The sequence below is a fragment of the Rhizobium sp. LjRoot258 genome, assembly GCF_964254185.1.
Taxonomy (GTDB): Bacteria; Pseudomonadota; Alphaproteobacteria; order Rhizobiales; family Rhizobiaceae; genus Rhizobium.
In genome coordinates this window covers 1,043,149-1,066,170 of record NZ_CAXUST020000002.1, presented here as the reverse complement: position 1 = coordinate 1,066,170, position 23,022 = coordinate 1,043,149, and the positions used below count along the sequence as shown (strand labels likewise).

The 23,022-nt window shown below is 58.0% G+C and carries 17 protein-coding genes and 1 pseudogene; 5 read left to right on the top strand and 13 right to left on the bottom strand.

Annotated elements, in window-relative coordinates; translation table 11 throughout:
* Positions 1–6: 6 nt before the first annotated feature.
* The 12 genes and pseudogenes from ACSQ9D_RS25810 to ACSQ9D_RS25755 form a co-directional block, all read right to left on the bottom strand.
* Positions 7–642 (bottom strand): alginate O-acetyltransferase AlgF, encoded by a 636-nt coding sequence (locus ACSQ9D_RS25810; protein WP_436284698.1) that lies wholly within the window; start codon positions 640–642, stop codon positions 7–9.
* Between the two features lie 5 nt (positions 643–647).
* Positions 648–1,991, bottom strand: a complete 1,344-nt coding sequence (locus ACSQ9D_RS25805) for an alginate O-acetyltransferase AlgX-related protein (protein WP_436284697.1) — start codon at positions 1,989–1,991, stop codon at positions 648–650.
* Positions 1,988–2,749: a hypothetical protein gene (locus ACSQ9D_RS25800; protein ID WP_436284696.1), complete on the bottom strand. Its 762-nt coding sequence runs from the start codon at positions 2,747–2,749 to the stop codon at positions 1,988–1,990. The genes ACSQ9D_RS25805 and ACSQ9D_RS25800 overlap by 4 nt, the downstream gene beginning before the upstream one ends.
* Before the next feature lie 4 nt (positions 2,750–2,753).
* Positions 2,754–3,857 (bottom strand): alginate O-acetyltransferase AlgX-related protein, encoded by a 1,104-nt coding sequence (locus ACSQ9D_RS25795; protein WP_436284695.1) that lies wholly within the window; start codon positions 3,855–3,857, stop codon positions 2,754–2,756.
* 7 nt (positions 3,858–3,864) lie between these two features.
* Positions 3,865–5,295, bottom strand: coding sequence for an MBOAT family O-acyltransferase (locus ACSQ9D_RS25790; RefSeq protein ID WP_436284694.1), 1,431 nt, complete (start codon positions 5,293–5,295; stop codon positions 3,865–3,867).
* Between the two features lie 4 nt (positions 5,296–5,299).
* A complete protein-coding gene (locus ACSQ9D_RS25785) occupies positions 5,300–6,820 on the bottom strand; it encodes a right-handed parallel beta-helix repeat-containing protein (protein ID WP_436284693.1) in 1,521 nt (506 codons plus the stop codon).
* Entirely contained in the window at positions 6,813–8,255 is a 1,443-nt protein-coding gene (locus ACSQ9D_RS25780; RefSeq protein WP_436284692.1) for a mannose-1-phosphate guanylyltransferase, read from the bottom strand. Before ACSQ9D_RS25780 ends, ACSQ9D_RS25785 begins: the two co-directional genes overlap by 8 nt.
* Positions 8,252–9,355, bottom strand: coding sequence for a hypothetical protein (locus tag ACSQ9D_RS25775; protein WP_436284691.1), 1,104 nt, complete (start codon positions 9,353–9,355; stop codon positions 8,252–8,254). The genes ACSQ9D_RS25780 and ACSQ9D_RS25775 overlap by 4 nt, the downstream gene beginning before the upstream one ends.
* A 16-nt stretch (positions 9,356–9,371) precedes the next feature.
* Entirely contained in the window at positions 9,372–10,838 is a 1,467-nt protein-coding gene (locus ACSQ9D_RS25770; protein WP_436284690.1) for a glycosyltransferase, read from the bottom strand.
* Between the two features lie 9 nt (positions 10,839–10,847).
* Positions 10,848–12,167 carry a nucleotide sugar dehydrogenase gene (locus ACSQ9D_RS25765; protein ID WP_436284689.1) on the bottom strand — a complete coding sequence of 440 codons (1,320 nt, stop codon included), beginning with the start codon at positions 12,165–12,167 and terminating at the stop codon, positions 10,848–10,850.
* 245 nt (positions 12,168–12,412) lie between these two features.
* The gene (locus ACSQ9D_RS25760; protein WP_436284688.1) at positions 12,413–13,111 is read right to left on the bottom strand and encodes a response regulator transcription factor; all 699 of its coding nucleotides are present in this window, start codon (positions 13,109–13,111) and stop codon (positions 12,413–12,415) included.
* A gap of 586 nt (positions 13,112–13,697) precedes the next feature.
* Positions 13,698–13,879: pseudogene (locus tag ACSQ9D_RS25755) on the bottom strand (3'-5' exonuclease); the annotation flags it as partial.
* A gap of 160 nt (positions 13,880–14,039) precedes the next feature.
* Between ACSQ9D_RS25755 and xth the strand changes: the two are divergent.
* On the top strand, positions 14,040–14,831 hold the full coding sequence (gene xth, locus ACSQ9D_RS25750) for an exodeoxyribonuclease III (protein WP_436284687.1): 792 nt from the start codon (positions 14,040–14,042) through the stop codon (positions 14,829–14,831).
* A gap of 129 nt (positions 14,832–14,960) precedes the next feature.
* On the opposite strand, the gene ACSQ9D_RS25745 is transcribed toward xth, so the two are convergent.
* A complete protein-coding gene (locus tag ACSQ9D_RS25745) occupies positions 14,961–15,842 on the bottom strand; it encodes a hypothetical protein (protein WP_436284686.1) in 882 nt (293 codons plus the stop codon).
* Positions 15,843–16,889: 1,047 nt separating this feature from the next.
* Here ACSQ9D_RS25745 and ACSQ9D_RS25740 point away from each other — a divergent pair.
* From ACSQ9D_RS25740 to ACSQ9D_RS25725, 4 genes are read left to right on the top strand one after another with little or no spacing between them, the layout of a single operon-like run.
* Positions 16,890–18,926 carry an SPFH domain-containing protein gene (locus ACSQ9D_RS25740; protein WP_436284685.1) on the top strand — a complete coding sequence of 679 codons (2,037 nt, stop codon included), beginning with the start codon at positions 16,890–16,892 and terminating at the stop codon, positions 18,924–18,926.
* Entirely contained in the window at positions 18,923–19,924 is a 1,002-nt protein-coding gene (gene hflC / locus ACSQ9D_RS25735; protein WP_436284684.1) for a protease modulator HflC, read from the top strand. The genes ACSQ9D_RS25740 and hflC overlap by 4 nt, the downstream gene beginning before the upstream one ends.
* Before the next feature lie 29 nt (positions 19,925–19,953).
* Positions 19,954–20,967: a protease modulator HflK gene (gene hflK, locus ACSQ9D_RS25730; protein WP_436284683.1), complete on the top strand. Its 1,014-nt coding sequence runs from the start codon at positions 19,954–19,956 to the stop codon at positions 20,965–20,967.
* Entirely contained in the window at positions 20,964–22,910 is a 1,947-nt protein-coding gene (locus tag ACSQ9D_RS25725) for a heavy metal translocating P-type ATPase (protein WP_436284682.1), read from the top strand. Before hflK ends, ACSQ9D_RS25725 begins: the two co-directional genes overlap by 4 nt.
* The last annotated feature ends 112 nt before the right edge of the window (positions 22,911–23,022 follow it).

Below are 23,022 nucleotides of genomic sequence, written 5' to 3'. Positions count from 1 at the left end.
TGTCCCCTATTGGCTCAAGTGGTTTTCAGCGGCGACGACGTGGTAGTCGCCCTTGCTGCCTGAGAGAACGATGGAAAACCCCGCCCGTCTCTTCAGGTTGATCTTTTCGGTTTCGGCGATCGTCTTGCCGTCCTGCTGGATAACGAAGCCGAGACTGAGCGGCGCTCTTAGAGATACGCTCTGAGCGGTTCCGGAGGCGACCGCCTTGAGTGCAGTTGCATTCGCAGCAGGCACGACCAGATCGACTGTTTGCAGGTCAGTGAGATTGTAAAGATAGACCTGAGCCTTCGACGGGTCATCCTTGACGCCATCGACGTAAAGTTTCCCTTGTCCATCTGACAGCTTGGCATAGGTGTAGTATTTGCCGGGGTCGGCGGTCACCTTCGTGCTCTCTGAGCCGATGGACATGTCGACGTCACCAGGTTTAACGGTGACGTAGGGTGACACCCCTTCGGTGAAATTTGCGACTTGAGCACCAGCGATGACGGCCGACGAGGCATTAATGTCGACAATGCGGATGAACGAGCCGTTCGAGTCAACGGGCTTGCCGTAAAGCCCAGCGTCTTGCGCCAATCCCGTTATGGGCGTGACCAAAGCCAGCATCGCGACGCAAAGAGCTGCACATGTGCGAGATATGATCATTTCCATCACCTTGCTTTAGGGCTGCAGACACTGACCGCCACGGCATCCGCAGAAAGGCGGTCAAATTCGAGATTGATGCGCTGCGGGGCCTCACGGGCAAAGTAGCGAACCGGAAAATAGAAGCGGCCGGTCGAGACCATTCGGTCCGCGCGCAGAATACTGCTCTCGAACTGGTGGCCGTCGCTCAGCTCAAAACGCAGCGTCGCTCGCCGACTATGCGCATCGCCTGAAAACGCATAAATCACCGCCGAGTCCGAGACTTCGCCCTCACCGATGGCAACGCTTATGACGTTGGCGCCGGGGTGTGAAATTTTCTCACCATCGATCGTCCGGCAGCTTTGACGCGCCGCGGCAGAAAGCTCGATCAAAGGCGCATCGCCGAATTTGCCGAGATTGTTGTAGATCGGGTTCTCCCAAATCAGAAATCGGGGCCGGTTCGTCTGGAAGGCTTCCGATGTGAGATAGGACGTGATCGACCCGAACTGGTTGCCCCCTGAAATCGAATAGTTGGTCACGGGGGTTGAGAGGGCCTGGGAGAGAAAGCCCGCGAAATTTGAGGCAGGAAGATCAGAATAGCTCGTGCCGACCAGGGCGACGGTACCGCCCGAAGCGTCGTTGCCAAAGATGTCGGTTGTGGTGTTTTCGCCACCCGTCTCAACGGTTTCGTACCCCTGTGTCTGCGGCAGGGGCAATGCATCCTTGCAGCCCGACTGCAGCAATCGACGCATCGTGGAAATGATCGACAGGCGCGTGGTCGGCTTTGTCTGAAAACTCGCCTTTTTGAGGTCGTCCGCACCTGGAAGAGCCCGGATCGCTGCAGCGATTTCCTCTGCGGACACGCGCGCACCCGACGATGTCCAGTGAAAATCAGCCTGGAAGAATGGCGCCTCATCACCGGCGTCTTTTCTTAACCTTTCCAGCAGATCAACCGTAGCGATGCCATGATCGCGCAATCGCTTGATGACATCGTCATAGGCGCTTTTTGCAACGCCGTAGTCAAAACCGTAGTCACTTTTTGCAGTGTCGGGCAGATATTGCGGCAGGACGAGGCTTTTGGTCGGTATCGGAACAAAGACAAGCGTCGTTCCCCCCGCCTCAAGCGCCTCTGCGAGCAATGCCACTTCGTCGGCGGTGTGCTCCGACAGTTGCTGCTCCATGCGCAGGTCCGCAATGACGCGATAGAAAAATCCCTTCTCTCCCTCGACAACGGCAAGTTGTCTGTTGGTCTCAAGGCCTGAGCATCCGAACGCGGAGGACGCGGCATGGCCGGTCCCTGCTGAGGCCAGCGCAATGGCGATTGCCGGCAAGATCCGGGAACACAAGGTCGATCGACTAATCCAGTGTATCATTGCGAAACCTCGAGAAGGTTCGTTGGTTCTTTCTCCAACCGGCGCAAAACGGCGGCGGCGATCGCGCTCGTGCTTGGTTCAGCACTGTCTTTTGCGATCGTCAGGAAGTGCCTCGCCTCTTCCTTTTCCTGATCGCCCGCCAGGCCCTGGGAGATCATGGAGATCGCCAAATTGAGCGCAGTCTTCGAATCACCCCCGACAGCCGCCTGCCGCTCAAGGCGCAAGACCTCGTCGGGCTTGGCTCCGAAAGGCCGGCCACTCTTGTAAAATTTGACGAGTTGTGCGGCTGCCACGGGATTTCCACGGGCCGCATGGTCGCGAAGCGTCTTTTCAGCCTGCGCAAGGCGGGGCTCACTGACTGTCTCTGAGGTTGCGCTGAGCAGTCGGGAAAGCGGAGCAACTGCTCCTGCGCGGCCGGTGCTACATGCAATGGTGTAATAATGGATCGCGTCGGCTGTCAGCTTCGGATTTTCTGCAAGGCGTTTGGCGACGTAGATCGCCGCCACACCGTCGCCCCGGTCGGCGAGCATCTGCAGCTCTTTGTAGGAAACACGCTGGCGGGCAATCATCCGCCGACGGATTGCCTGCAAGACGGGGTCCTTCAGTTGATCTGTTCTTGTAACGCCCTGATTGAAGCCTTGCCGATAGCGCTGAACCGCTGTCTTTGATTTCGGGTCGGCGCCCGCAGCCGCAAACGCAACACCGCATCCGTTATTGACGCCAATGCTCAGAGCGACCAGCAGTGTAAGGAAGCGCATGTGTCTACTCCTCAACAACGGGTGGAGGTGCATCCCAAAGAGCTGGCTCGGTCAAATAGCGAACCGGAAACTCCCAAAGCACTGTCGGTTGTCCTTGAATCTGCTGGCTGGTCTCCAGGAATTTACGCATGGGAACGACCGGCCCGCGGCCGATCTCGGCGACGTTCAAGACGTTGGCGCCAAGCGCAGCTTCGAGATAAGCGGAAAAGGACCAGGTATCATTGGCACTGTAGCTGGTGCCGACCAGAACGACGGGAAATGTTTCGTCCTGGCCCAGGATATCGATGATTGACCCTGCATCGCCCGGTGACGCAGTTTGCGGGGCGACGACTTCGTTCTTCAATCCAATCGACGGTGCCAATCTTGCACCGGTCACGAATTTGACGAGGTCGCCTTCCAGCGCCCGGTTTGGCTCGTCCTTGAGGACAAAATGCGTCTGTCCCACAATTCGCGAGGAAGCCGCGATCGCACCGGCGACGGCCTTCGCTCCCGCAGGCGTCCAATGCGTGTCAGTCTTGAGAAAGACGTTCTCCTGCGGTTTTGCACGCAGTAGCGCTTCCCTTGCATCAACGACGTCGATCTGTGCCGCAGACATTGCATCGATGAAATCGGCGTATCGACGCTCTGCGATCGAGGCATATCGCTGATCCGTCAGATATTCGCGGTAAACGTCGCTCTTGGCAGGCAGCGGTACGACAATCAGGCGCTGACCTCGGGACCGTAAAGCTTCGGCGACCTTCGAAATCTCGCGAACGCCCCTCGAAATCCCGCTATCAGCGTTCGCGTTCGCGGCGCCGCGAAACTCCTCCTCGGAAAACAACCATCCGTTTTTTCCAACGACCACTCCACGACGCCCTTCGCCAAAAAGGACGTAGCGAGCAGCGCCGACGAATTCGACCGCAAACTCGCGGTGTGGCAACTCGGTCTTGTAGACGGCCTCGAGCGTCGTTCCGATCAGCCCGTGGCTCAGTTGGCCGACGTTTGCGGGGAGCTGCGAAATAGCGCCGAGCAATTGGGGGCGAATGTCGACATTGGCAAAGACCCCATACCCGAACAACATCACCGGAAGCAGCAGTCTGGCAGTTGTTTGTTTAGCATTGATCTGCATTGGCGCCTCAAAACTGAAAATAGAGAAACGGCGAGTGGTTGGCCTCAGCAAGCTTCAGGATCGTTACTGTTGCAAGCAAGGTCAGCATCAACGGCGCTGTGATCGATTGACGAAGCGTCGCGGTTCCATCGGTACCTGGCACGGCAACACCTGTCCGATCGAAGGTCCGAAGATACGGCTCGCTTGCAACGACTGCGCATCCAATGGCAAGAGTGAGCAGCCCTTCGTGAGTGATGTCGAGGAGCAATTCCGGTCGCGCCCAAAACCCATTCAGCCCGAGCATGCCGGCATAAAGGTCTAATGCGACACCGACGCTCTCGGCCCGGAAGAGGACCCATCCCAACAAGACGATCAGCAGGGTGAGTGGCAGCGCTTTCCATTTAGAGGTCGCTATCTTATTCCAGCCTGTGGCGCGTTCGAGCGCCAGCCAGCCACCATGCCATCCGCCCCAGAGAACGAAGGTCCAGTTGGCGCCATGCCAAAGCCCACCGAGGAGCATGACCAGGATCAGGTTGAGATAGGTTCGAAGAGGACCGAGACGGCTTCCGCCGAGCGGAATGTAGAGATAATCTCTCAGCCAGTTTGACAGACTGATGTGCCATCTGCGCCAGAATTCGGTGATGCTCCGGCTGAGATAGGGCATGTCGAAGTTCGGTGCGAAGCGGAACCCGATCATCAGTCCAAGGCCTATCGCCATGTCGCTATAGCCGGAAAAATCGAAGTAAAGTTGCATCGTGTAGGCGATGGCGCCAAGCCACGCCTCAATCAGGGTCGGGTGACCGCTCGAAAAGATGCTGTCTGCGATCGGCGCAATCGGATCTGCAATCAGTACTTTCTTTGCAAGGCCGATGACGAACAGAGCCGTGCCGTCGCTAAACTTCTGGATCGTGTGATCGCGATGTTTGAATTGGTCGGCGAGATCCTTGAAACGCAGGATTGGGCCAGCAATGAGCTGCGGAAACAGAGCCTTATAGGCGGCAAGATCGATGAAGTTGCGCGTGGCGGGCGTTTCCCGGCGATAGACGTCGACAAGATAGCTGATCGACTGGAAGACGTAGAAGGAAATACCAATGGGAAGGATCAGGCGCCAGTGAATACCGAGCCCGTCCGCATCAGTCCCAACGAGCGCGGCGAAACTATCGATGAAAAAGTTCAGATATTTGAAAACTCCGAGCACCGTCAGGCAGCCCGCGATGCCAACGGCGAGCAGGATCTTCCCTGCGGGCCGGCCGAGATTGCGCTCGACTGCGATCGCAAAGACATAGACCCACACGGTTGTTGCAAACAGGAGTGCGAGGAAATCCATCCGCCACCACCCGTAAAAAATGTAGGACGCAATCAAAATGGTAAGGGAGCGCGCGGCAATCGGGGTCGCGTAGTAGGCCAGCAGGAATGTCGGAAGAAAGAGAAAAAGGAAGACCTCGGAGGAAAAAACCATGATTTCAGGTTCCCTTCTTGGCGATGCAAGCGGAAAAATCGACTGCGGAAAACTGGGAGAAGTCATCCGGAGCGGTTGGCACGGTTGCCTTGATCTTGAATTCACCAGGTTGGTCTGATGCAGCAAACTCCAGCAATCCACCGAGGTTCGTTGCGAAGTCTCCGTCGGCGACGCGCGGCAACTGTCGACTGAAGTCGTTTGCAAGAAGACTGACTTCCCCAACGGCCGAGCCACTCAATCCGAAGCGATTGTGCACAAAGTTGTTGTGGGAAACGCGAAGCGATGAATGCTCGAATTGACCTGAAATCGCCAGGCCGGCGGAAGCATTTCCGAGGAGATCATTTTTCTCCACGTTGCCGTTGAGGACGGAACGCATCGCAATGCCACGGGAAAGATTTGCAAGCACTACATTGCGTTCGATCGCAACGCACGCGGCACCATCCACGCTAATTCCGGTCAGCCTCGATCTGCCGACGAGATTGTCGGAAATCCTGACCGCGGTCGATCCGCCGTCAACAAAAATTCCGTTACCTGGACTGCCAATGATGATGTTGTGGGAAATGTCGAGATGGCTTGAACCATCGGTCACCTTGATGGCGTGCGCCCCGGATCGTTGCGACACGATGTTGTCGGCGATACGCACGTCGCGTGCCGCCTTGACCAGCACCGCCGTCTGAGGACCATCGACAAAGCGATTTCCGACGATGTCGAGCCCGCTCACGCCGGCAAGCGCGACACCAGCGCCATCCTTGAAGATGTTATCCTTGACTATGGAGCTCGTTACAGATGACGAAAACTGTTGATGTGTGAAGGCCACACCGCTTCCTTCCAGGAACCCGGGAAAGCCCAGTCCGGAAATTTCACTTCGGCTTACCAGTGTGGCGCCGCCGAAGGTTGTCAGCAGGAACGGCCGGAATCCGCTGTTCTTGGCGCCTGTCGCACCAAGGTGTGCGCCATCGATCTCCAAAACCCCGGTATTGACAACAAATGCGCCTTGGCTGCCGTCGACCGCCAACCTTTCGCCAGGGCCGATTTTCAATGCGCCGCCGGTCCAGATGAAGATGGGGCGATGGGCGACATACCCCTCTGGACCCTTCTCGAGATAGTCATCAAAGCCCTTCGTTTGCAGGACCTGTCTGACTTCTTCGAGGCTGAATGAGCCGCTTTCGATGACGATTGCGGCAGCCTGAGGGGCCGGCTGGGCCTTTAAACTCGCTTCCACGAAACCCTGGCTTGCCGGCAAGCCGATCCGGCGCAGGAGAATATCGACCGGCGAACGACTAATGCGTTTCTGGGTTTCTGGGAAAATAAGTGGGCCGGCCTGACCTGCGGCCCGCGACGGTTCGATACCAGCCAGTTCGTGGGCACGCCTGAATATCTCGCCCGAAGATACATCCAAGCGCTGCGTGTCTTGCTCGAGACGGTCCAGCCCTGGCCAGTATGGGCTCTTCTGACCCGCCGTCGCCCAGGGCGAGCCCGCGAGGCAGGCGACAAGTGTCGCGATCGCTGCAAAACGCCTAGGCATAATCAGCAGCCCTCACGTCGTAGGGGATGGTCGCAAAAGGCTGGCTCGGCAAGCCAAGGAGGCTGGCGTTGCCACAGCTGATTTCAATGACTTCGGAAACGGTATCGGAGGTATTGACCAAGACCGCCTGTCTGCCCGTCGCAACCATGGCGGAGAGGCCGGGGGTCAGCTCAGACTGCGTTTGGTCGCCGATAAGCCGCACCCCCCCGCGGATAACGGCCAGGATCCGAGACACGCCTTCCTCACCAACAAGCGTGACGGTCTTTCCGCCATCCACACTCAAGAGGTCCATGGCGAAACCCGGGCCGGCCTGCATCGACTTTATGGTGCCCCATTCGGTAACCTGGCTACGGTGGTTTTCCGCTTCGCGACGCTTGAGCGTTACGAGGTGCTCGACAATTCTCTTCACGTCCTGGGCGCTTGACTTGTTGGTGACGAGGAGTGCGTCATCGGTATCGACGACCACCACATCGTTCATGCCGACAACTGCGACCAGGCGCTCTCCGCCTCGTACCAACGAGCCGCGCGTATCGAACAGCACGACGTCGCCAGAGGTTACGTTCCCGCTTTCATTTTTCATTCCGATCGAATGGACAGACGTCCAGCCACCGACGTCGTCCCATTCGATTGCAGCGGGCGCCAAGGCAATGTCCTTGCAGCGTTCAAAGACCGCCTTTTCTGTCGGCTGGCTGTCGGCTGCGATAAAATGGCGTTCGTCGAGCAGCAGGCCAGCCTCGGTTTCAAGCGGTGAAGCGGACTGGAGAGCAGCACTGACGGCAGCAAATGTCGACGGATCGTGACGCCGGTATTCCTCAATCAGCTTGCTCGCCCGAAACATGCTGATGCCTGATGCCCAGTACGCAAAACCGGTGTCGATGAGCGACTGAGCAATTGCTGTACTGGGCTTCTCAATGAAGCTTTCGACGCGGTGCAGGCCGGGATAGAGATCGAATTGACCTCCATCCATGACGTAGCCATATCCCTTTTCGGCATAGGTCGGTTGGATGCCGAAGGTAACAATAAGCCCGTCCAATACTGCACGGTGCATTTGCGCAATGAGGCGATTGAGCTCGCCCTTGATGACATGGTCAGATGGCAGGACGACCAGCACCGCGTCAGGTTTGGCGCCAGCAAGATAGAGCGATGCAGCCAGCACCGCCGGGCCCGTATTCCGGGCCACCGGCTCCGTGATAATGTGCGCTTTGCTCTGGATTTCACGGAGTTGACGCGCAACCGTCTGCACATGGCGGGATCCCACGCAGACGATCGGATCAGAAAACATATCGGCGCGATGGCGTTGAACGGTACTCTGAAAGAACGTCAAGGAGCCTTCGCCGTTGACCGGCTGGAACTGCTTTGGCTGGTGGGCGCGCGAAAGTGGCCAGAGGCGAGTACCGGACCCGCCGCATAGGATCAGTGGATGAATGTCGCTCATTTCGTACCCCGGAAATAGGACAGGCTATTTGTCATGGCTCTCACCCATCCGGGCGAACCGTCCAATCGCACCACAACAGGCGTTCCAGGTGGCACGTCTGGCAGGGATTCAATGGGAACAAGCGTTACCGGGAGCAGCTCACCTGTGGGGGCGCCGGCGCGATCGACAAGAACGTTGGCATCGACCTTCCTGCCATCGCGCGTCTCGATCTGCGCCGTTGCGCCACCCGCCAATCGCCGCAACTCGGGCCCGGTCAGGCTCGATTGCACAACAAGTGGAGCCCCATGCTTGTTCACATTGAGGATCGGTTGACCCACGAGGACGGTCGCTCCTCGCTCGATGCCGGTCGTTTGAACCTCGCAGTCGCAAGGCATGCTGACCGTTACGGCAACACCCGAGGATGCCAGGATCGAATAGGCCGGTTTGCCGCTGGGAGCACTGGGATTGATGAAGTCAATCTGACCGCTCGCCGTTGCCTTCATCGTTAGACCCTGACGCTGGACCAGGGCCGGCGCATTTACTTCCGTCACATAAAGGCGGTTGTTCAAGGCAGTGGCCGTGAACAATATGAGGGCAATGGAGGCCAGGCCAACGCTGAGCGTTCCAACTATTCTAGCCAACGCGGCGCTGCCTGGCCGCCGGACTGCTTCGGAAGTGGAGGTGTTTTCTTTCTCCCGAACGCTCGGCAAGCCAATCAACCCATTGAGGCTCACGTGGTCCCCTGCAATCCAGCAGTTTAAGAGATAGCGTATCTGCGGCATGTGCTGGCCGGTCGGGTCCCGGAAGCGCAAGGCGATTGCTCCCGTTTCACTATCGCTTGATGCAACGACGACGTCGATTGGCAGTGACAGCGAAAATCCGTTGAAATTGAACCGAAAAAGAGCAAGTTTGCTGGCGCCCGCCCAATTTGCCGCAGCAATTCCGGCAATTCGCGCTCCCACCATTGAAAGAGTGACCCCTTCATAGGCGCGTCCATCGATCGCGACGGAGAACGGTATGCGTAGGCTTGGATGTTCACTCGCATCGGCAAAATCGGGCGTCTCACCTGCATCCTTGTCCACTGAAAGCACTTCCTTTTCGCGATGGTCGATTGTCGTCATCAGAGATCCTTCCAGGTCACATTTTTGCGGTGGAAATCATAAAGGCTGCGAACAAGAGCCAAGCGCTTGCCAGCATGTGAACGTAGGTCGAAGACAGGTTTCGCAGACGCTCCGACAGGGAGGTGGAGCGCCTCGCACGTCGTGCCGTGGACTGCCGGGTCCATTTTTGCCGATCGAGACGAAACAGAACGAAGGTTTTGACGAGGGCGCCGCCGATCTGGCTGAAATATAAAAGAAACGGGTAAGTGATCGGAAAGGCCGGCCGGAAGGTCGTCAACAGGCAGCAGTAGATGTACCTGGTGAACATAACCCATGCCAGGTAGAGGGGCAGGACGAGTGGGCTGATCAGCACGGCCGACATCACCACGGTTGCGGGGCCGAACAGTGTTGTCCACATCGATATTCGCTGATCGAGCACCGACCACCAGGTGAACCACCCGATGCGATGGGGGCCAAGCGCCAACGCCCTGCCGTTCGTTCGAAGCATGTTGCCGAACCACCGCAGCATCAAAGCGACGGCGGAATCGACGAACCCGGGCTTCGGCTGGCTTTCCATCGAGACGGAACGGACGTCAGGGAGATAGGCCATTTCATAGCCACGCTTAAGCAGCCAGAACCACGTCGACTTGTCGTCTCCAGTCAGGAATTTCACGGTCCCAAGCCGCCAATGCGCCAGCCAGTCATGCTGCACGTTGTCAATGAAGTCTGGGTCGCAGGCGAGCGATGCACGAAAGATCGAGAGCCGCCCCGTCAGCGTCAGCACACGACCGGAAAGTCCCATGGACGACATCATCATATGTCTCTGGGTAAAGCGAAGATTGAACCAGTCGCGAAACAGACGAGACTCTTCGATTTCGCAATCCTCATCCGTTGTCACGGCACCTATTTTGGGATCGACAAAAAATGGAGCGCACTTCTCGACAAGATCTTCCGGAGGGCAGCTGTCACCGTCGATGAGGACGACGATGTCGTCGGGCATCGGGCATTGCCTTGCAATGATGCGCAAGGATGTGGCCAGCGCATCACGCTTGCCAGTTGCCGGTATTCGATCAATGATCAGCCGAACATGAGCGGTCCGGGGCTTCATCAGTGAATAGATTCGTCGAATGAGCCTTTCATCAGCAGTATCGACGATTGAGGCAACAACCGTTGCACCTCCTCTTGACGCAGCAGCAGCATTGAACAGGGAGCGATAGACCCGAGCCGTGACAGCGGTGTCGACCTTGTAGGTCGTGACCAGGAAGAAGGAATGAGCCGGGCGCTGCCGTTCCAGATATCTGCTGGTCACGGCAGCGCGCCGGCGCGGATGCACGATGTGAATGAATATCGTTGCGCGGACAAAGTTGATCGCGCCCCAGCCATATCGCCACATCCCGAGCGTTCCGATCGTCAACACCAGGCTGGCGTTATCGGCAAGCCGATGAGCGGGAACCGCAACGGCCACGCTGGAAAATACAAGGATGTAAAGAATATGACCCAGCACGTTCAGCTCCTACCAGCAGATGCCTGCGTATAGGCCGCCCGAGCGCATCTTCGGATTGATGCGCGTAAGGTCGACAAGGCTCTTGGTAGACGCCGCCTCTGTCAGTGGCTCAACTGCTTCCTCGTAGCGGTTGCCGACGAGCAGGATGTCAGCGCCTGCGATCAATTCATCGATCTTGCTGACAAGGCGCTCCTTGAGATCGGGAACAATTCCGTTGCCGCGTCCCGAGCCGCCCATGTTGTGTGCGTATGCAACGCTGACACTCGGGTCGTAGACCCTAAGATCAAAGCCCTTGGAAATGAGCCGTGAGGCGAGCTCAGCGAGCGGGCTTTCACGCAAATCGTCGGTGCCGGCCTTGAAGCTGATCCCGACCATCCCAATCGACTTTCCCGGCGCATTCTCTACCATCGTCTCGGCGCGCTCGATCTGTCCGGCATTCGCGGTCAGAACCGAGTCGAGGAGCGGTGTGGATACTTCCCTTTCGCCCGCCAGATGCCGCAGGGCGCGAACGTCCTTGGGCAGGCAAGAACCACCGAAGGCGAACCCGGGTCGCATGAAATACGGCGACATGTTCACCTTGTCGTCGGAACACAACACCTTCAGGACCAATTGGCCGTCGATCCCGCAGGCCTTGGCGATGTTCCCTATCTCATTGGCGAAGGTCACCTTGACAGCTCGCCAGGAATTGCTCGTGTACTTAATCATCTCCGCTGTCGCCAGCGGCACGACATTGCAGGCGCACGGCAGACCGGCGTTGATGTCGCGCAGCAGCTGTTCCGTAATGGGATCAATGGCACCGAACACGATAAGGCCCGGATTGTAATTGTCGTCGATTGCTGTGCCTTCCCGGAGGAATTCGGGATAGTAGCCGACACCGAACCCGTCGCCGGCGGTCAGTCCCGACACCTGCTCGAGGGTAGGAATGCATTCGCTTTCCATGGTGCCGGGAACGATGGTCGAGCGCACCACAACGGAGTGAAACGTCGACTTTTGCCGTATCGCCGCTGCAACATCCTTGCAGGCCTGCTTAACGTAGTTCAAACCGACAGCGCCATCTGACGCGCTGGGCGTGCCGACGCAAATGAAGGTCAGGTCTGTTTCGGCAATGGCGGAACTGACGTCCGTAGTGGCGCTCAGGCGTCCACGTGCGACATTGCGCTCAAGCAGCGGCGTCAGTCCCGTTTCGACAATCGGTGCTTCGCCGGCATTGAGCTTGGCCACCTTGGCCGGGTCGACGTCCACAGCCACGACCGTGTGACCATCTTCCGCCAGGCAGGCGGCAGAAACCACGCCGACGTATCCGATACCAAGTATACTAATTCTTGCCATGACATGTCCCCACGATTGCATTTGCTCGAAGTTGGCTTGACGTCACGACAGCGCGGTTCTCTGGCGCACCGCTATTTCGTCAGGCACGTGGGAAGATTACGAGGGTTAATAAAGAATAAAAGTCAGGCAAATAAGAACAAATGTAGGGAAAATGAGAAGAAAAACCGGCGGAATATGTAAACACAAATAGCCGGCTAAAGTAGCCAGCTCATTTTATACTTATATTATGTGAAGATTACTCAGTTCTAATGCTGATATATGTTAAACCATCCCCTTAGGGCGCCGTATTTAACGATGGACGCGCGAGTGGAGAGGCTGAGCTTATCGGAGCCGCGTGATTTATACGTTTCAACCGTTTTTGTGCTGAGACGCATTTCGGCGGCAATCTCCTTAGTGCTGAACCCGTAGGCGATTAGTTTTAGCACGAGTTCTTCGCGCGCGCTTAGGCTGCCTTCGGGCAAACGCGATGGTGTGAGCGTGGCGCCGTTAAGAAGCGAGTAGAAGCTGCGAATATGCAGGTCTGGTAGGCATCTAAACACCGACGGGCTGATGTGGTGTTGTCCCGCTGCAACGCGCGAGATCGCGGTATAGATATCTTTGCCGTCGTCACTGGTAAAAATCATGCTTGATACACCGTCGACGTAGACGTCCTGGATCAGTTTCACGCTGGAGTGACTGACGGCGTAGATCAAATTGAATGGATACTCCGCCTCCGTACTGGCAACACGACGCAGGGCATTACCAATCCCGATGTCGGCGGAAGTGGCAATTTCGCATATGACGACGGCGGGCAATGTTCGGGCGACGAATTCGTGCAAAGACTCACTGGCGCGTTTCGCGTCCACGAAACACATGCCATGATCAACACAAACGCCTGAACGAATTTTTTCGGATAGTTCACCGGATGTGCAAACTACCGAAACACGAATCCTTTTCGTTCCCATGAAAGTTCCTCAATCAAGACGAAACCTCCTCCCGCGCATTACTGATAGGAACTTACTGCATCTCCAGTACACCATGATGTACTGCCTCCATTGACATGCAGAAAGCTAGAGAACGTACCGATAGTTTTAAAAATTACTTAATATGTCAAGAAGGATTTTCGATATTTACGGCTTGTCGTTGTATATTCTTCAACGCGCAGATATGTAACTGATCGTCTATTTGGAATTCCTTTGGAGGAAGTGGGGCTAGATGCGTAATCTACGCAGTCGAATTACGCGAGGATCTAGCTATAGCTAATCCTCACCACTTTTCGTGAGAAAGAAGTGAATTCATAGCAGGGAAGAGGCACTCAAGCTCACCGCGGGCTCCAGACGAGTGCAAACTATTCAGGAAGACAGCCGCGGGCTGCGCTCGTGCTGGAGTTGAGGCGCTCGCGGCGCACCGTCCAGCGACCATGGTCAACTGCCGATTGATGAAACTAATGGGGCCGGCCCAGTCCTAGCTCTGCCAACCGGTTGATTCACCGAGGCCTCCCGACGTCGGTAGTGATGTTGGTGCCCGAAACAACGGATAAACTGTCCGGCGTCACGACTTGAGGCGATCGAATGCGGTGAGCCGTTTGATCGGCGGATCTGCTTCATCCCATCGATAGATTTCTGAGCGCAGGAAGCGCAATTCTCGTCGATCATTTCCTCGGCAAGCTCAATCCACCAGGACTTCGGGCGGCCATTGCTGCTATCGGACCAACGGCACCCTCGCGCCTTCATGCTGTGGGCATTCAAGTCTCTTGTCGAGCATCGCAACAATTCGATCGAAATGATGCGGTTGGTTCGTGTTCGTTGCTTGCGCGATTTTTCCGGCCTGTCGCCGTGGTCAAGGAGAGAAAAGCGCCCTACCTGTCGCCTAGCCTCAGCCCTCGGAGATTGAGTGAAAATAGCCACTTATAACATCAACGGCATCAATGGCCGCCTTACAGTGCTGCTGAGGTGGCTGAAGGAAGACCGCCCCGACATTGTCTGCCTTCAGGAACTCAAGACGGTGGACGAGAGATTTCCGCGCAAAGAACTTCGGCGCGCCGGATATGAGGCTGTATGGCACGGCCAGAAGAGCTGGAACGGCGTTGCAATCCTGGCAAGGGGCACGCTGCCACTCTTGACGCGGCGCGGTCTTCCCGGCGATCCTGACGACACTCACAGTCGTTATATCGAGGCGGTGGTGGACGGCCTGTTGATCGGCTGCCTCTATCTTCCGAACGGCAACCCTGCTCCAGGCCCTATGTTCGACTACAAGCTTCGATGGTTTCAACGCCTGCAGGCCTATGCGGCCGAACTGCTTGAGCTCGACGTGCCCGTTCTGCTGGTCGGCGACTATAATGTCATGCCGACTGATCTCGACGTTTACGCTCCGGAGCGGTGGCGAGACGATGCCCTGTTCCGCCCCGAGGTCCGGGCAGCCTATGCCGAGCTCGTCGGGCAAGGGTGGGTGGATGCGGTACGGCACTTATACCCCAAGGAGCGAATATATACGTTCTGGAAGTATTGGCGGAATTCATTCGAGCGCGACGCGGGTCTTAGGATCGACCACGTTCTACTCAGTCCTGCTGTCGCTCCGTGCCTGCGCTCAGCAAGTGTCAGGCGGCGACCTCGTGGGTGGGAGCACACCAGCGACCATGCTCCGTTGATGGTCGAACTCGATCTGCCGAAGGCAGCCGGCCAATGAGGGACGGCAAGGCTGCGCTGAAAGGATCATCCGGCTACAGGCCGTACGCGACACAAAGACACGACCGAAAAAGGGCAAGACACCCGGGACTGACCGCTTGATGGGAAAGAGGAGCGCATAAACTCCGGTTCAGAGTGAAGCGCGAAGCGCCGCTCTCCGCTCCCGAAACCTCGCCCGCCGGCGGACCTCCCGCAATTCTTCGATCGTTGGTTGCCACCAACCACGACTATTTTCATACTCGCCCGGCTCCTTTTTCGCGGGCCAGGTATGTATCAGCTCTTCAAGAGAGGCAGAACGCCACACTGCCCACACGTGTTCATCGCTTAGATCGGGATAGAGATCGGCAACGGTAGTGGCTTCTACCAATTCGCCGGTCACTTCGCTAACCACGATAATGCCGTAACTCCTCGTGGCCACCGGCCTGTTGAGAGGCGGCAAGTCATTTGCCGGCACCGGGATGCGGTGACGCCTCCGCTCCGATGCGCGCCGCCGCGACCTTTTATCCTCATCCGTTCCTTTACGAGCTTCGGCACGCTTGCGACGTTCTTCGGGCTCGTTGCGCTTGGCGGCCTCTTCTATGCGCTTCCAGTGGCGCAGGAGGTCGTCGTAGGAGGCAAAGGGTATATGCCAGACCCTGAGGTCGACATCCCAGCGCGCAAAAGGGACCTGTCGGAGCTCATCGACAATGGTTCGCGAATACGGCGTGCGAACACGAAAGCCGTCCTCTACCACATCCAGATACGGACTGAGGATCGGTTCGAACTCAAAGGCGTCGCGGCCCTTCTCATCGGCGAAGGCATCAGCGCGAGATGCTTCGCGAGCGAGCCACCGGTCTATTCTGCGGCGCGCGGTCGTTCCAGGCACAAACCAGGCTTTGCGTTCGTCGCTCCATCGAGCGCGCGGGAAGGTTTCCCGAAAACGCTGGACAGACATTCGGTCAAACGGAAAGGCGACGGATTCACCCGGCCTGCCGCTATCTTCTTCGTGGTGCAACTCGGCGTCGTCACCCATGGCGTCCTCTCAGGCATCGGAATAAGAACTCAGATGAAGTGACCGGGTTTCAACAATAAATTCGGCATAGGTAGCCGCAATTATACTCGTCTCCAGGACTCCAGTCGGTGGAAATAGACTCCTTCAGATGACTTGGCACCGTCGCGATGTCCTTGCGTATAGCAGCGACAAAGGCCCAAACTCGGTCCCTTGCGCCCTTTGTTCTCGATCCGCGATCTCGTCAATCGCTGGCGGTTTCCAAAACAGCTCCCTATCGTCCAGATTGGATAGGTCCAGCGGACCTGAAGAGTGTTGCACATTCGGAAGTCCACCAAGGTGAGTGCATGAGAAAGCCGCTAGGGCATGGTATGGCGTTGTTCGGGTGGCTGAAGAGCTGAGACAGCGGAGCTGCACATGGAACATGTAAACGATGCCAAACCGGTCTCATGCAGCCACCCGATGAACACGGCAATACGACGACAGGCTTGTGCTGTCGCACGTACGGGTGAATTTGGATTGAGACCGGTGCTTACTTGGGCAAAGTCGACCTCTGGATGCCAAGCGCTTCAACCAAAGTGATAACGAAACCGCTTCGGCGATTGAAGTCTCTCAATGAATATCGATTCAATAGAAACCGCGCTGCGGCATCTCTGCAACTTTGCGGCGTTGGCACGTATACAGCACACGTCGTTCGGAGCGCGGATCTCATCCGAGTAAAATCCCAATGTCGTCCATCTGATCCGGCCTTGTCCGGTCCAAACGGCACAACCTCTACGACAGGCCGCTGCCAGAAGTCGTCGATCACGCCATAGACGCCTGTTGCAGAGTCGATCACGACAGGCCCGTCGCGCGAGAGGTCAGTGAACACAGCCGCATAAATCGTCGTGTAACTTCAGAGCCGTGGCAAGACGCCTGCCTGAATCAACGAACGTGAGACCTTGCGGGTAGAAGGATGATACGTAATAACGTATCTCTGGATTTCGAGCCAAACGCTTCGAACATGACAATTGAAGTCTCTTATGGGGCCAGCTGCCAACGGATCGCAGCGCTAGTGAGCAGATATAAAGCATGGCAACGCCAAAAACGAATTGCGACGAAACGCAGCGCTCCTCTGAGTTCAAAGACCGCGCAGACTTCCAACTTGCGGCGGCTCACGCGCATGATCTTGCAAGTCAGGGCTTCAGCATATCGATTTTCGCAGCCCTGCTTTTGTTCGGCGCCCTGATTGCGAACACATTCAGTCTGAACGCAATCTGGATCGCTTTCTTCTGCAATAACGCGGCTGCGCTTGTCCTGTTCGGTGCTGGACTACGATCCGCCTACGACGTGGTCCAATGGCGTCAAGAAAAAGCCGGGTTGCCCAGCCGCCCGCTCGGTAGGCCGATACGGTGGTTCGTCGCTTTCGTGAGCTCGCCGTGGTCCTTCCCGAACACGGAGGAGCCTGATCGCATTGAGCGCTGGACCGGGAGTGCATTGTCCGTGGGCCAGGCGCTCTTTTCGCGCATCGGCGCCCGCCCGCTCTGGGTCTTCGGCCTTTCGCTGTTGGCATGCCTCATCGTGTCTTCGGACTGGACTTTGAAGACGGACGACATAACGATCGGAACGCTGGCCTTCGTCATCGTCGCGGCCTGTCTGGTATTCGCCTTCTTTCTGCTGGTGACGGAGAGGAGGCTCGCCGCCATCGATGCCGAGGAATGGCCGGAGGCAAGCGCAATTTCACAATTGGCACGGGTGCCTATTTTCGTGCTCGTCATGTCTTGCTTTTGCCTCTTCCTGAGCGCCCGCGGATCGGGATTGTCCGTCAAGCTCTTGGCGGCGCTGGGTGGCTTCATTGCTCTTGTCGGGCTCGAGTTTCTACTCCGCGCAATCGTCTCGATGTTCCGCCCGCAAAACAACAACCGCGAGCCGTCGTTGATCACGAACAGTCTTGTCGCGAACATCCTTCAGTGGCCGCCTCAGCCCTGGATTGGCATCCAGACGGAATTACGCACCAAGCACGGTATCGATCTTCGCCAGATTTGGGCCTTTTCATTCATTCGCAAGGCCGCTCCCGCAATCGTTCTCGGAACGATCTTCCTGGGCTGGTTGTTGAGCGGCGTCCGCGAAATCCCCATGTCTGGCCGGGGCGTCTATGAACGGTTCGGCAAGGCCGAGGCCATCCTGCATTCCGGTCTTCACATCGGCCTTCCTTGGCCGTTTGGTCGCGTCATTCTCCTCGAGAATGGCAGCGTGCACGAACTGGCCACCTCCGTCAGCACGACGGATGGCAACGAGCCGCCGACGAATGCCGAGGGACCAGCGCCAGAAAGTGCCAACCGGCTGTGGGATGCCTCGCACATCAGCGAGAAATCGCAAGTCATCGCCAGCGGCACTGGTGGCAAGCAGAGTTTTCAGATCGTCAACATGGACGTGCGCTTCGTCTACCGCATTGGTCTTTCGGATCAGGCCGCGATGAAGGCGGCCTATCGGGTTGCCGATCAGCCAGGATTGATCGAGAGCGCCGCAAACCGTGTCCTCGTGCATGACTTTGCCAAAAGGACGCTCAACGACGTCTTGAGCGAAGGCCGGTTGTCGCTGGCGAATGATATTGCCTCGGCGGTCCAGAAAAATATGGATGAGCTGAACAGTGGCATCGAAATCCTGGCGGTCATCATCGAGGCCATCCATCCTCCCGCCGGCGCGGCCAACGCCTTTCACGCGGTCCAGGCGGCGCAGATCAGCGCGGATGCGCTGGTGGCGCGCGAGCGGGGAACGGCAGCCGAACAGACGAATGAGGCAAAATTGAATGCCAGTGTCCAACAGGACAACGCGGCAGCGGTTGCAAGAGAAAACATATCGGCTTCGGAAGTCGCAAAGCTGCGCTTTGAAGCTGATCAGTCGGCCTACCGTTTGGCGGGGCAAGCGTTCTTGACAGAGGAATACTTCAATCAGCTGACAATGGGGCTATCGCGCTCGAAGGCTCTCGTCCTCGATCACCGCATCGGCGGAAGCATCGCTCCGACGTTCGATCTTCGAAACATGATGTTGCCGGTCGATCCAGACACAAACCAAGACACACGTGCAAAGCCCAGCACCCCCTACCAAAGTGAAGAAACCAGCCCATGACCGACGCACACGCTCATCCGGACTCAGACCATCATGGTCACGATCACCATTCTCACGATCGCGACGAGACGATGCCGTTCCGATGGTCTCGTCTGGTCGTCGCAATCGTGATCGTGTCGATCATCCTGGTGGCCGCCTGCCTTGTGCAGGTCCAATCGGGGGCCGCTACCATCATCACCAGATTCGGCAATCCGGTGCGTGTTCTGACCGATCCTGGCCTGGCGTTCCGGTTTCCCATTCCCTTGGAGAACACCATCAATGTCGATCTACGCGCCAGATCGACGTCGAGCGGCCTTCAGGATGTCGGAACAAAGGATGGATTGCGGATCATCGCGCAGGCCTATGCGATCTGGCAGGTGCCGCAGGACCCGGATGCAATCAAGCGCTTCGTTCGCTCGGTCCAGAATCGACCTGATTTGGCAGCAGAGCAAATCCGCACGTTCCTTGGATCGTCGCTGGAAACTGCGGCCAGCAATTTCGACCTGTCGTCGCTGATCAACCCCGATCCCGACAAGCTCCGGATCGATGCGCTGGAAACGCAACTCAAAGCCCAGATCACACAGCAATTGCTCGACACTTACGGCTTGCAGGTTGTCGATATCGGCATCGAGCGCCTGACCTTGCCCGCAGTGACGTTGAATGCCACGGTCGACCGAATGCGGGCCGAGCGCGAGACGATCGCCACCGAGCGCGCGGCGGTCGGCAAACGCAAGGCAGCCGAGATCCGCTCCGCAGCCGAACGCGACGCGAGAGTTCTGCAGGCGGACGCGACCGTGAAAGCCGCCGACATAGAGGCCAAATCCCGTGTCGAAGCGGCACAGATCTACGGGGCTGCCTACAAAAGTGCCCCGGAGCTTTATGAACTGCTCCGCTCCCTCGATACGCTCGGGACGATCGTCAATTCCAACACACGCCTTGTCCTGCGCACGGATGCTGCACCTTTTCGGGCTTTGGTCGATGGACCGCCCAAGGTCTCGTCAACAGGCGAGGCGCATTAGAGATGCAAACGACCAGGGATAGGAATTCGATGGCGCAGTACCAAGCTGTTCATTTGGTATCTTTGCTGCTATCCGCAATCATGCTGCTCGCGGTCGCCGGCTGGGCGACATCCAATATCAGGGAGATCGCGCCACAAAACCGAGCTGTGGTCCTGCGCCTGGGCGCTTTGAACCGAGTTCAGGAATCCGGCCTGTTGTGGGCCCTGCCCGCGCCTTTCGAAAAGGTTTTGCTTCTTCCGGCGTCCGCCACAGTCTTGGAACACCCGATCAATGGATTGCTGCGCTCGCCCGCGGCTCAGATCGGCGATGCTGATGTCTCGACGCAGAGCGACGCCCTGGCGGGGTCAGGATATCTGCTTACGGCTGACGCCAGTGTCGTTCAGCTCGACGTCCGAGTCTTCTACAGGGTGACCGACCCGTTCGCCTACGCCCTACAGCAGGAGCACGTCCTTCCAGCGTTGGACCGCCTCGCCACCCGCAGTGCCGTTGTGATCTGCGCCTCAAGAGACCTCGACGGCATTCTAGTCGCGCGCCCGGAGCTGGTCGCCTCCGACAACGGCGTCGCCGAGCGGCGCGAACGTTTGCGGGCCGACCTGGTAAACAGCATCAACAGCAGCTTAAGCGCCCTGAAATCGAGGGGCATGGGCCTCGGGATCGAGATCGACCGAGCCGACGTGCAATCCGCACTTCCGGCAACCGCCGTCAGCGCGTTCGATCAGGTACTGACCGCAAGCCAGCAGGCAGAGCAGGCGATTGCGTCAGCACAAAACGATGCGGAGAAAGACAGGCAGGCCGCAGATCAGGAGGCCGACCGGATCGTGCAGGTGGCGCAGGCCCAATCCAGCGAACGGCTGGCAAAGGCACGTACCGATACGGCCACCGCCACCGGCTTTGCAAGCGCGCAGCGATCCGATAGCGATCCCGGTCTTCTCTGGCGCCTTTATCGAGATCGCGTTGCACAGATCCTGGCACAGGCAGGCTCGGTAATAACGGTCGACCCCAGGGACGACGCCCGCCTCATTCTGCAGGGAGCCGACAAATGAGTGTCGCGACCGATCATTCGCACGGCTCCCATGGCCACTCGCACCACCATCATGGCCAAGTGCTCAGCGCCGGCCTGCTGACGGCCAGCGAAAAGCAGGCAGCGGCCGTTCAACTTACCCTGGCAATGATGGCTTTGAGCCTGCTCGCTCTCGGGGTCGCATGGCGCTGGTTTGCACCGAACGAAGAGAGCGTCAGTCAGCTTCTGCTCGCGGCCGCCTCGCTCATCGTCGCGGTTCCCGTCATCCGGTCCGGTTGGCACAGCCTGCGCCATCCGAGCCTGCATGGCATCACCGATCAGCTGATCGCTTTGGCGATGCTGGCCGCCTGGGCGACAGGCGACCTTTTGACCGCCGCCCTTCTTCCGATCATCATGATTTTCGGACATGTGCTGGAGGAGCGCAGCGTCATCGGATCAAAAGAGGCGATGGAGGCGCTGGCCCGCCTGACCCGCAGCCATGCGCGATTGATCACATCGGACGGTGGGATGCGAGAGGTCGATAACATCGTCTTAAAGCCGGGCGATCTGGTGGAGGTCAGAGCGGGAGACCGCATTCCTGCCGACGGTCGTGTCCGGAAAGGACAGGCAAGCCTCGACACCGCTCCGATCACCGGCGAATCCGTGCCTCTCGAGGTCTCAACCGGGATGGACGTCTTCGGCGGTGCGATCAATCTGGACGGCCGCCTGGAAATCGAGGTGACCCGAACGGGCGAGCATTCCACGCTTGGGACGGTCATTGCACTGATGCAGCGCGCGGAGAACTCAAAGCCACCGATCACCCGGCTGCTGGAGCGTTATGCGCAGCAATATCTGGGTTTCGTCTTGACGATGGCGGCCATCGCCTGGTTCCTCACCTACAACGACCAGATCATGCTGGCGATCCTGGTGGCGGCCTGCCCGTGTGCCCTGGTCTTGTCTGCGCCGGCAACAGCGATTGCCGGTATCGCGGTCGCGGCGCGGCACGGCATCCTCATCCGCAGCTCGGCATTTCTCGAAGAACTGGCGGACCTAACCTCCCTGGTCATCGACAAGACCGGCACCCTCACCTTCGGCCGGCTTCGGCTGCAAGAGATCCGACTGACCGGGAATGTGGATCGGAACGCCGTTCTGGCTTTGGCCGCATCCTTGGGCGCTGCCAGCAGCCATCCGGTTAGCCGAGCCATGGCTTTGCTCATCAGCCATGACGCATATTATCCGTTAACAAATGTCAGGGAGATCCAAGGCCTGGGTGTGGTTGCCGTCGGAAGCGCAGGCGAAGTCGCTCTTGGCCGCCCCGAACTGTTTGAACACATCTCCGTCGGCGCTCCTTCTGTTCCTTTACACGACGGTCCGCTCGCCGGGATATCCATCGACGGAGACTTTGTCGCCTGGTTGCTCTTGTCGGACACCATCAAGCCGGAAGCCGCGGACGCGATGACGGAATTGCGGGCGCTCGGGCTCAACCGTCAGCTTCTGCTGACGGGCGACCGTCAGTCGATCGCGCAGGCCTTGGCGCGCGAGATTGGCATTGATGACGTCGTGGCTCAGGCGCTGCCCGCCGACAAGCTAAAACGTGTGTTGAGCGAGACGGAAAACGGCTTCAAACCTCTTGTCGTCGGCGACGGGATCAACGACTCGCTCGCCCTCAAGGCCGGTGCGGTCGGGATCGCGATGGGCGCCGGCGGAGCGGATATAGCGCTGGCCTCTTCGGACATCATCCTGATCGGCAGCGATTTGCGACGGCTCGGCACGTGCATCCGCCTCAGCAGACTATGCCGCCAGACATTGAAAACCAACGTCATTATCGGCCTTGGCTGGACCGTCGCGATCGTCGCATTGGCGGGATTTGGCTTTCTTGGAACGGCTGGAGCCGTCGTCGCGGCGATCCTGCACAATTTCAGCACGCTGCTGGTGCTCGCCAATGCCGGCCGGATGATGAGATATGACGAACCACTGACGGCATGAGGCAGGATCTCCTTACATCATCAGCTCACCGCTTCAATTGAAATCGGGAAAAAAAGGCCACATCCGCCCCAGGGTTCCGGGGCGGGATTTGAACTGCGGCCGCAACGAAAGC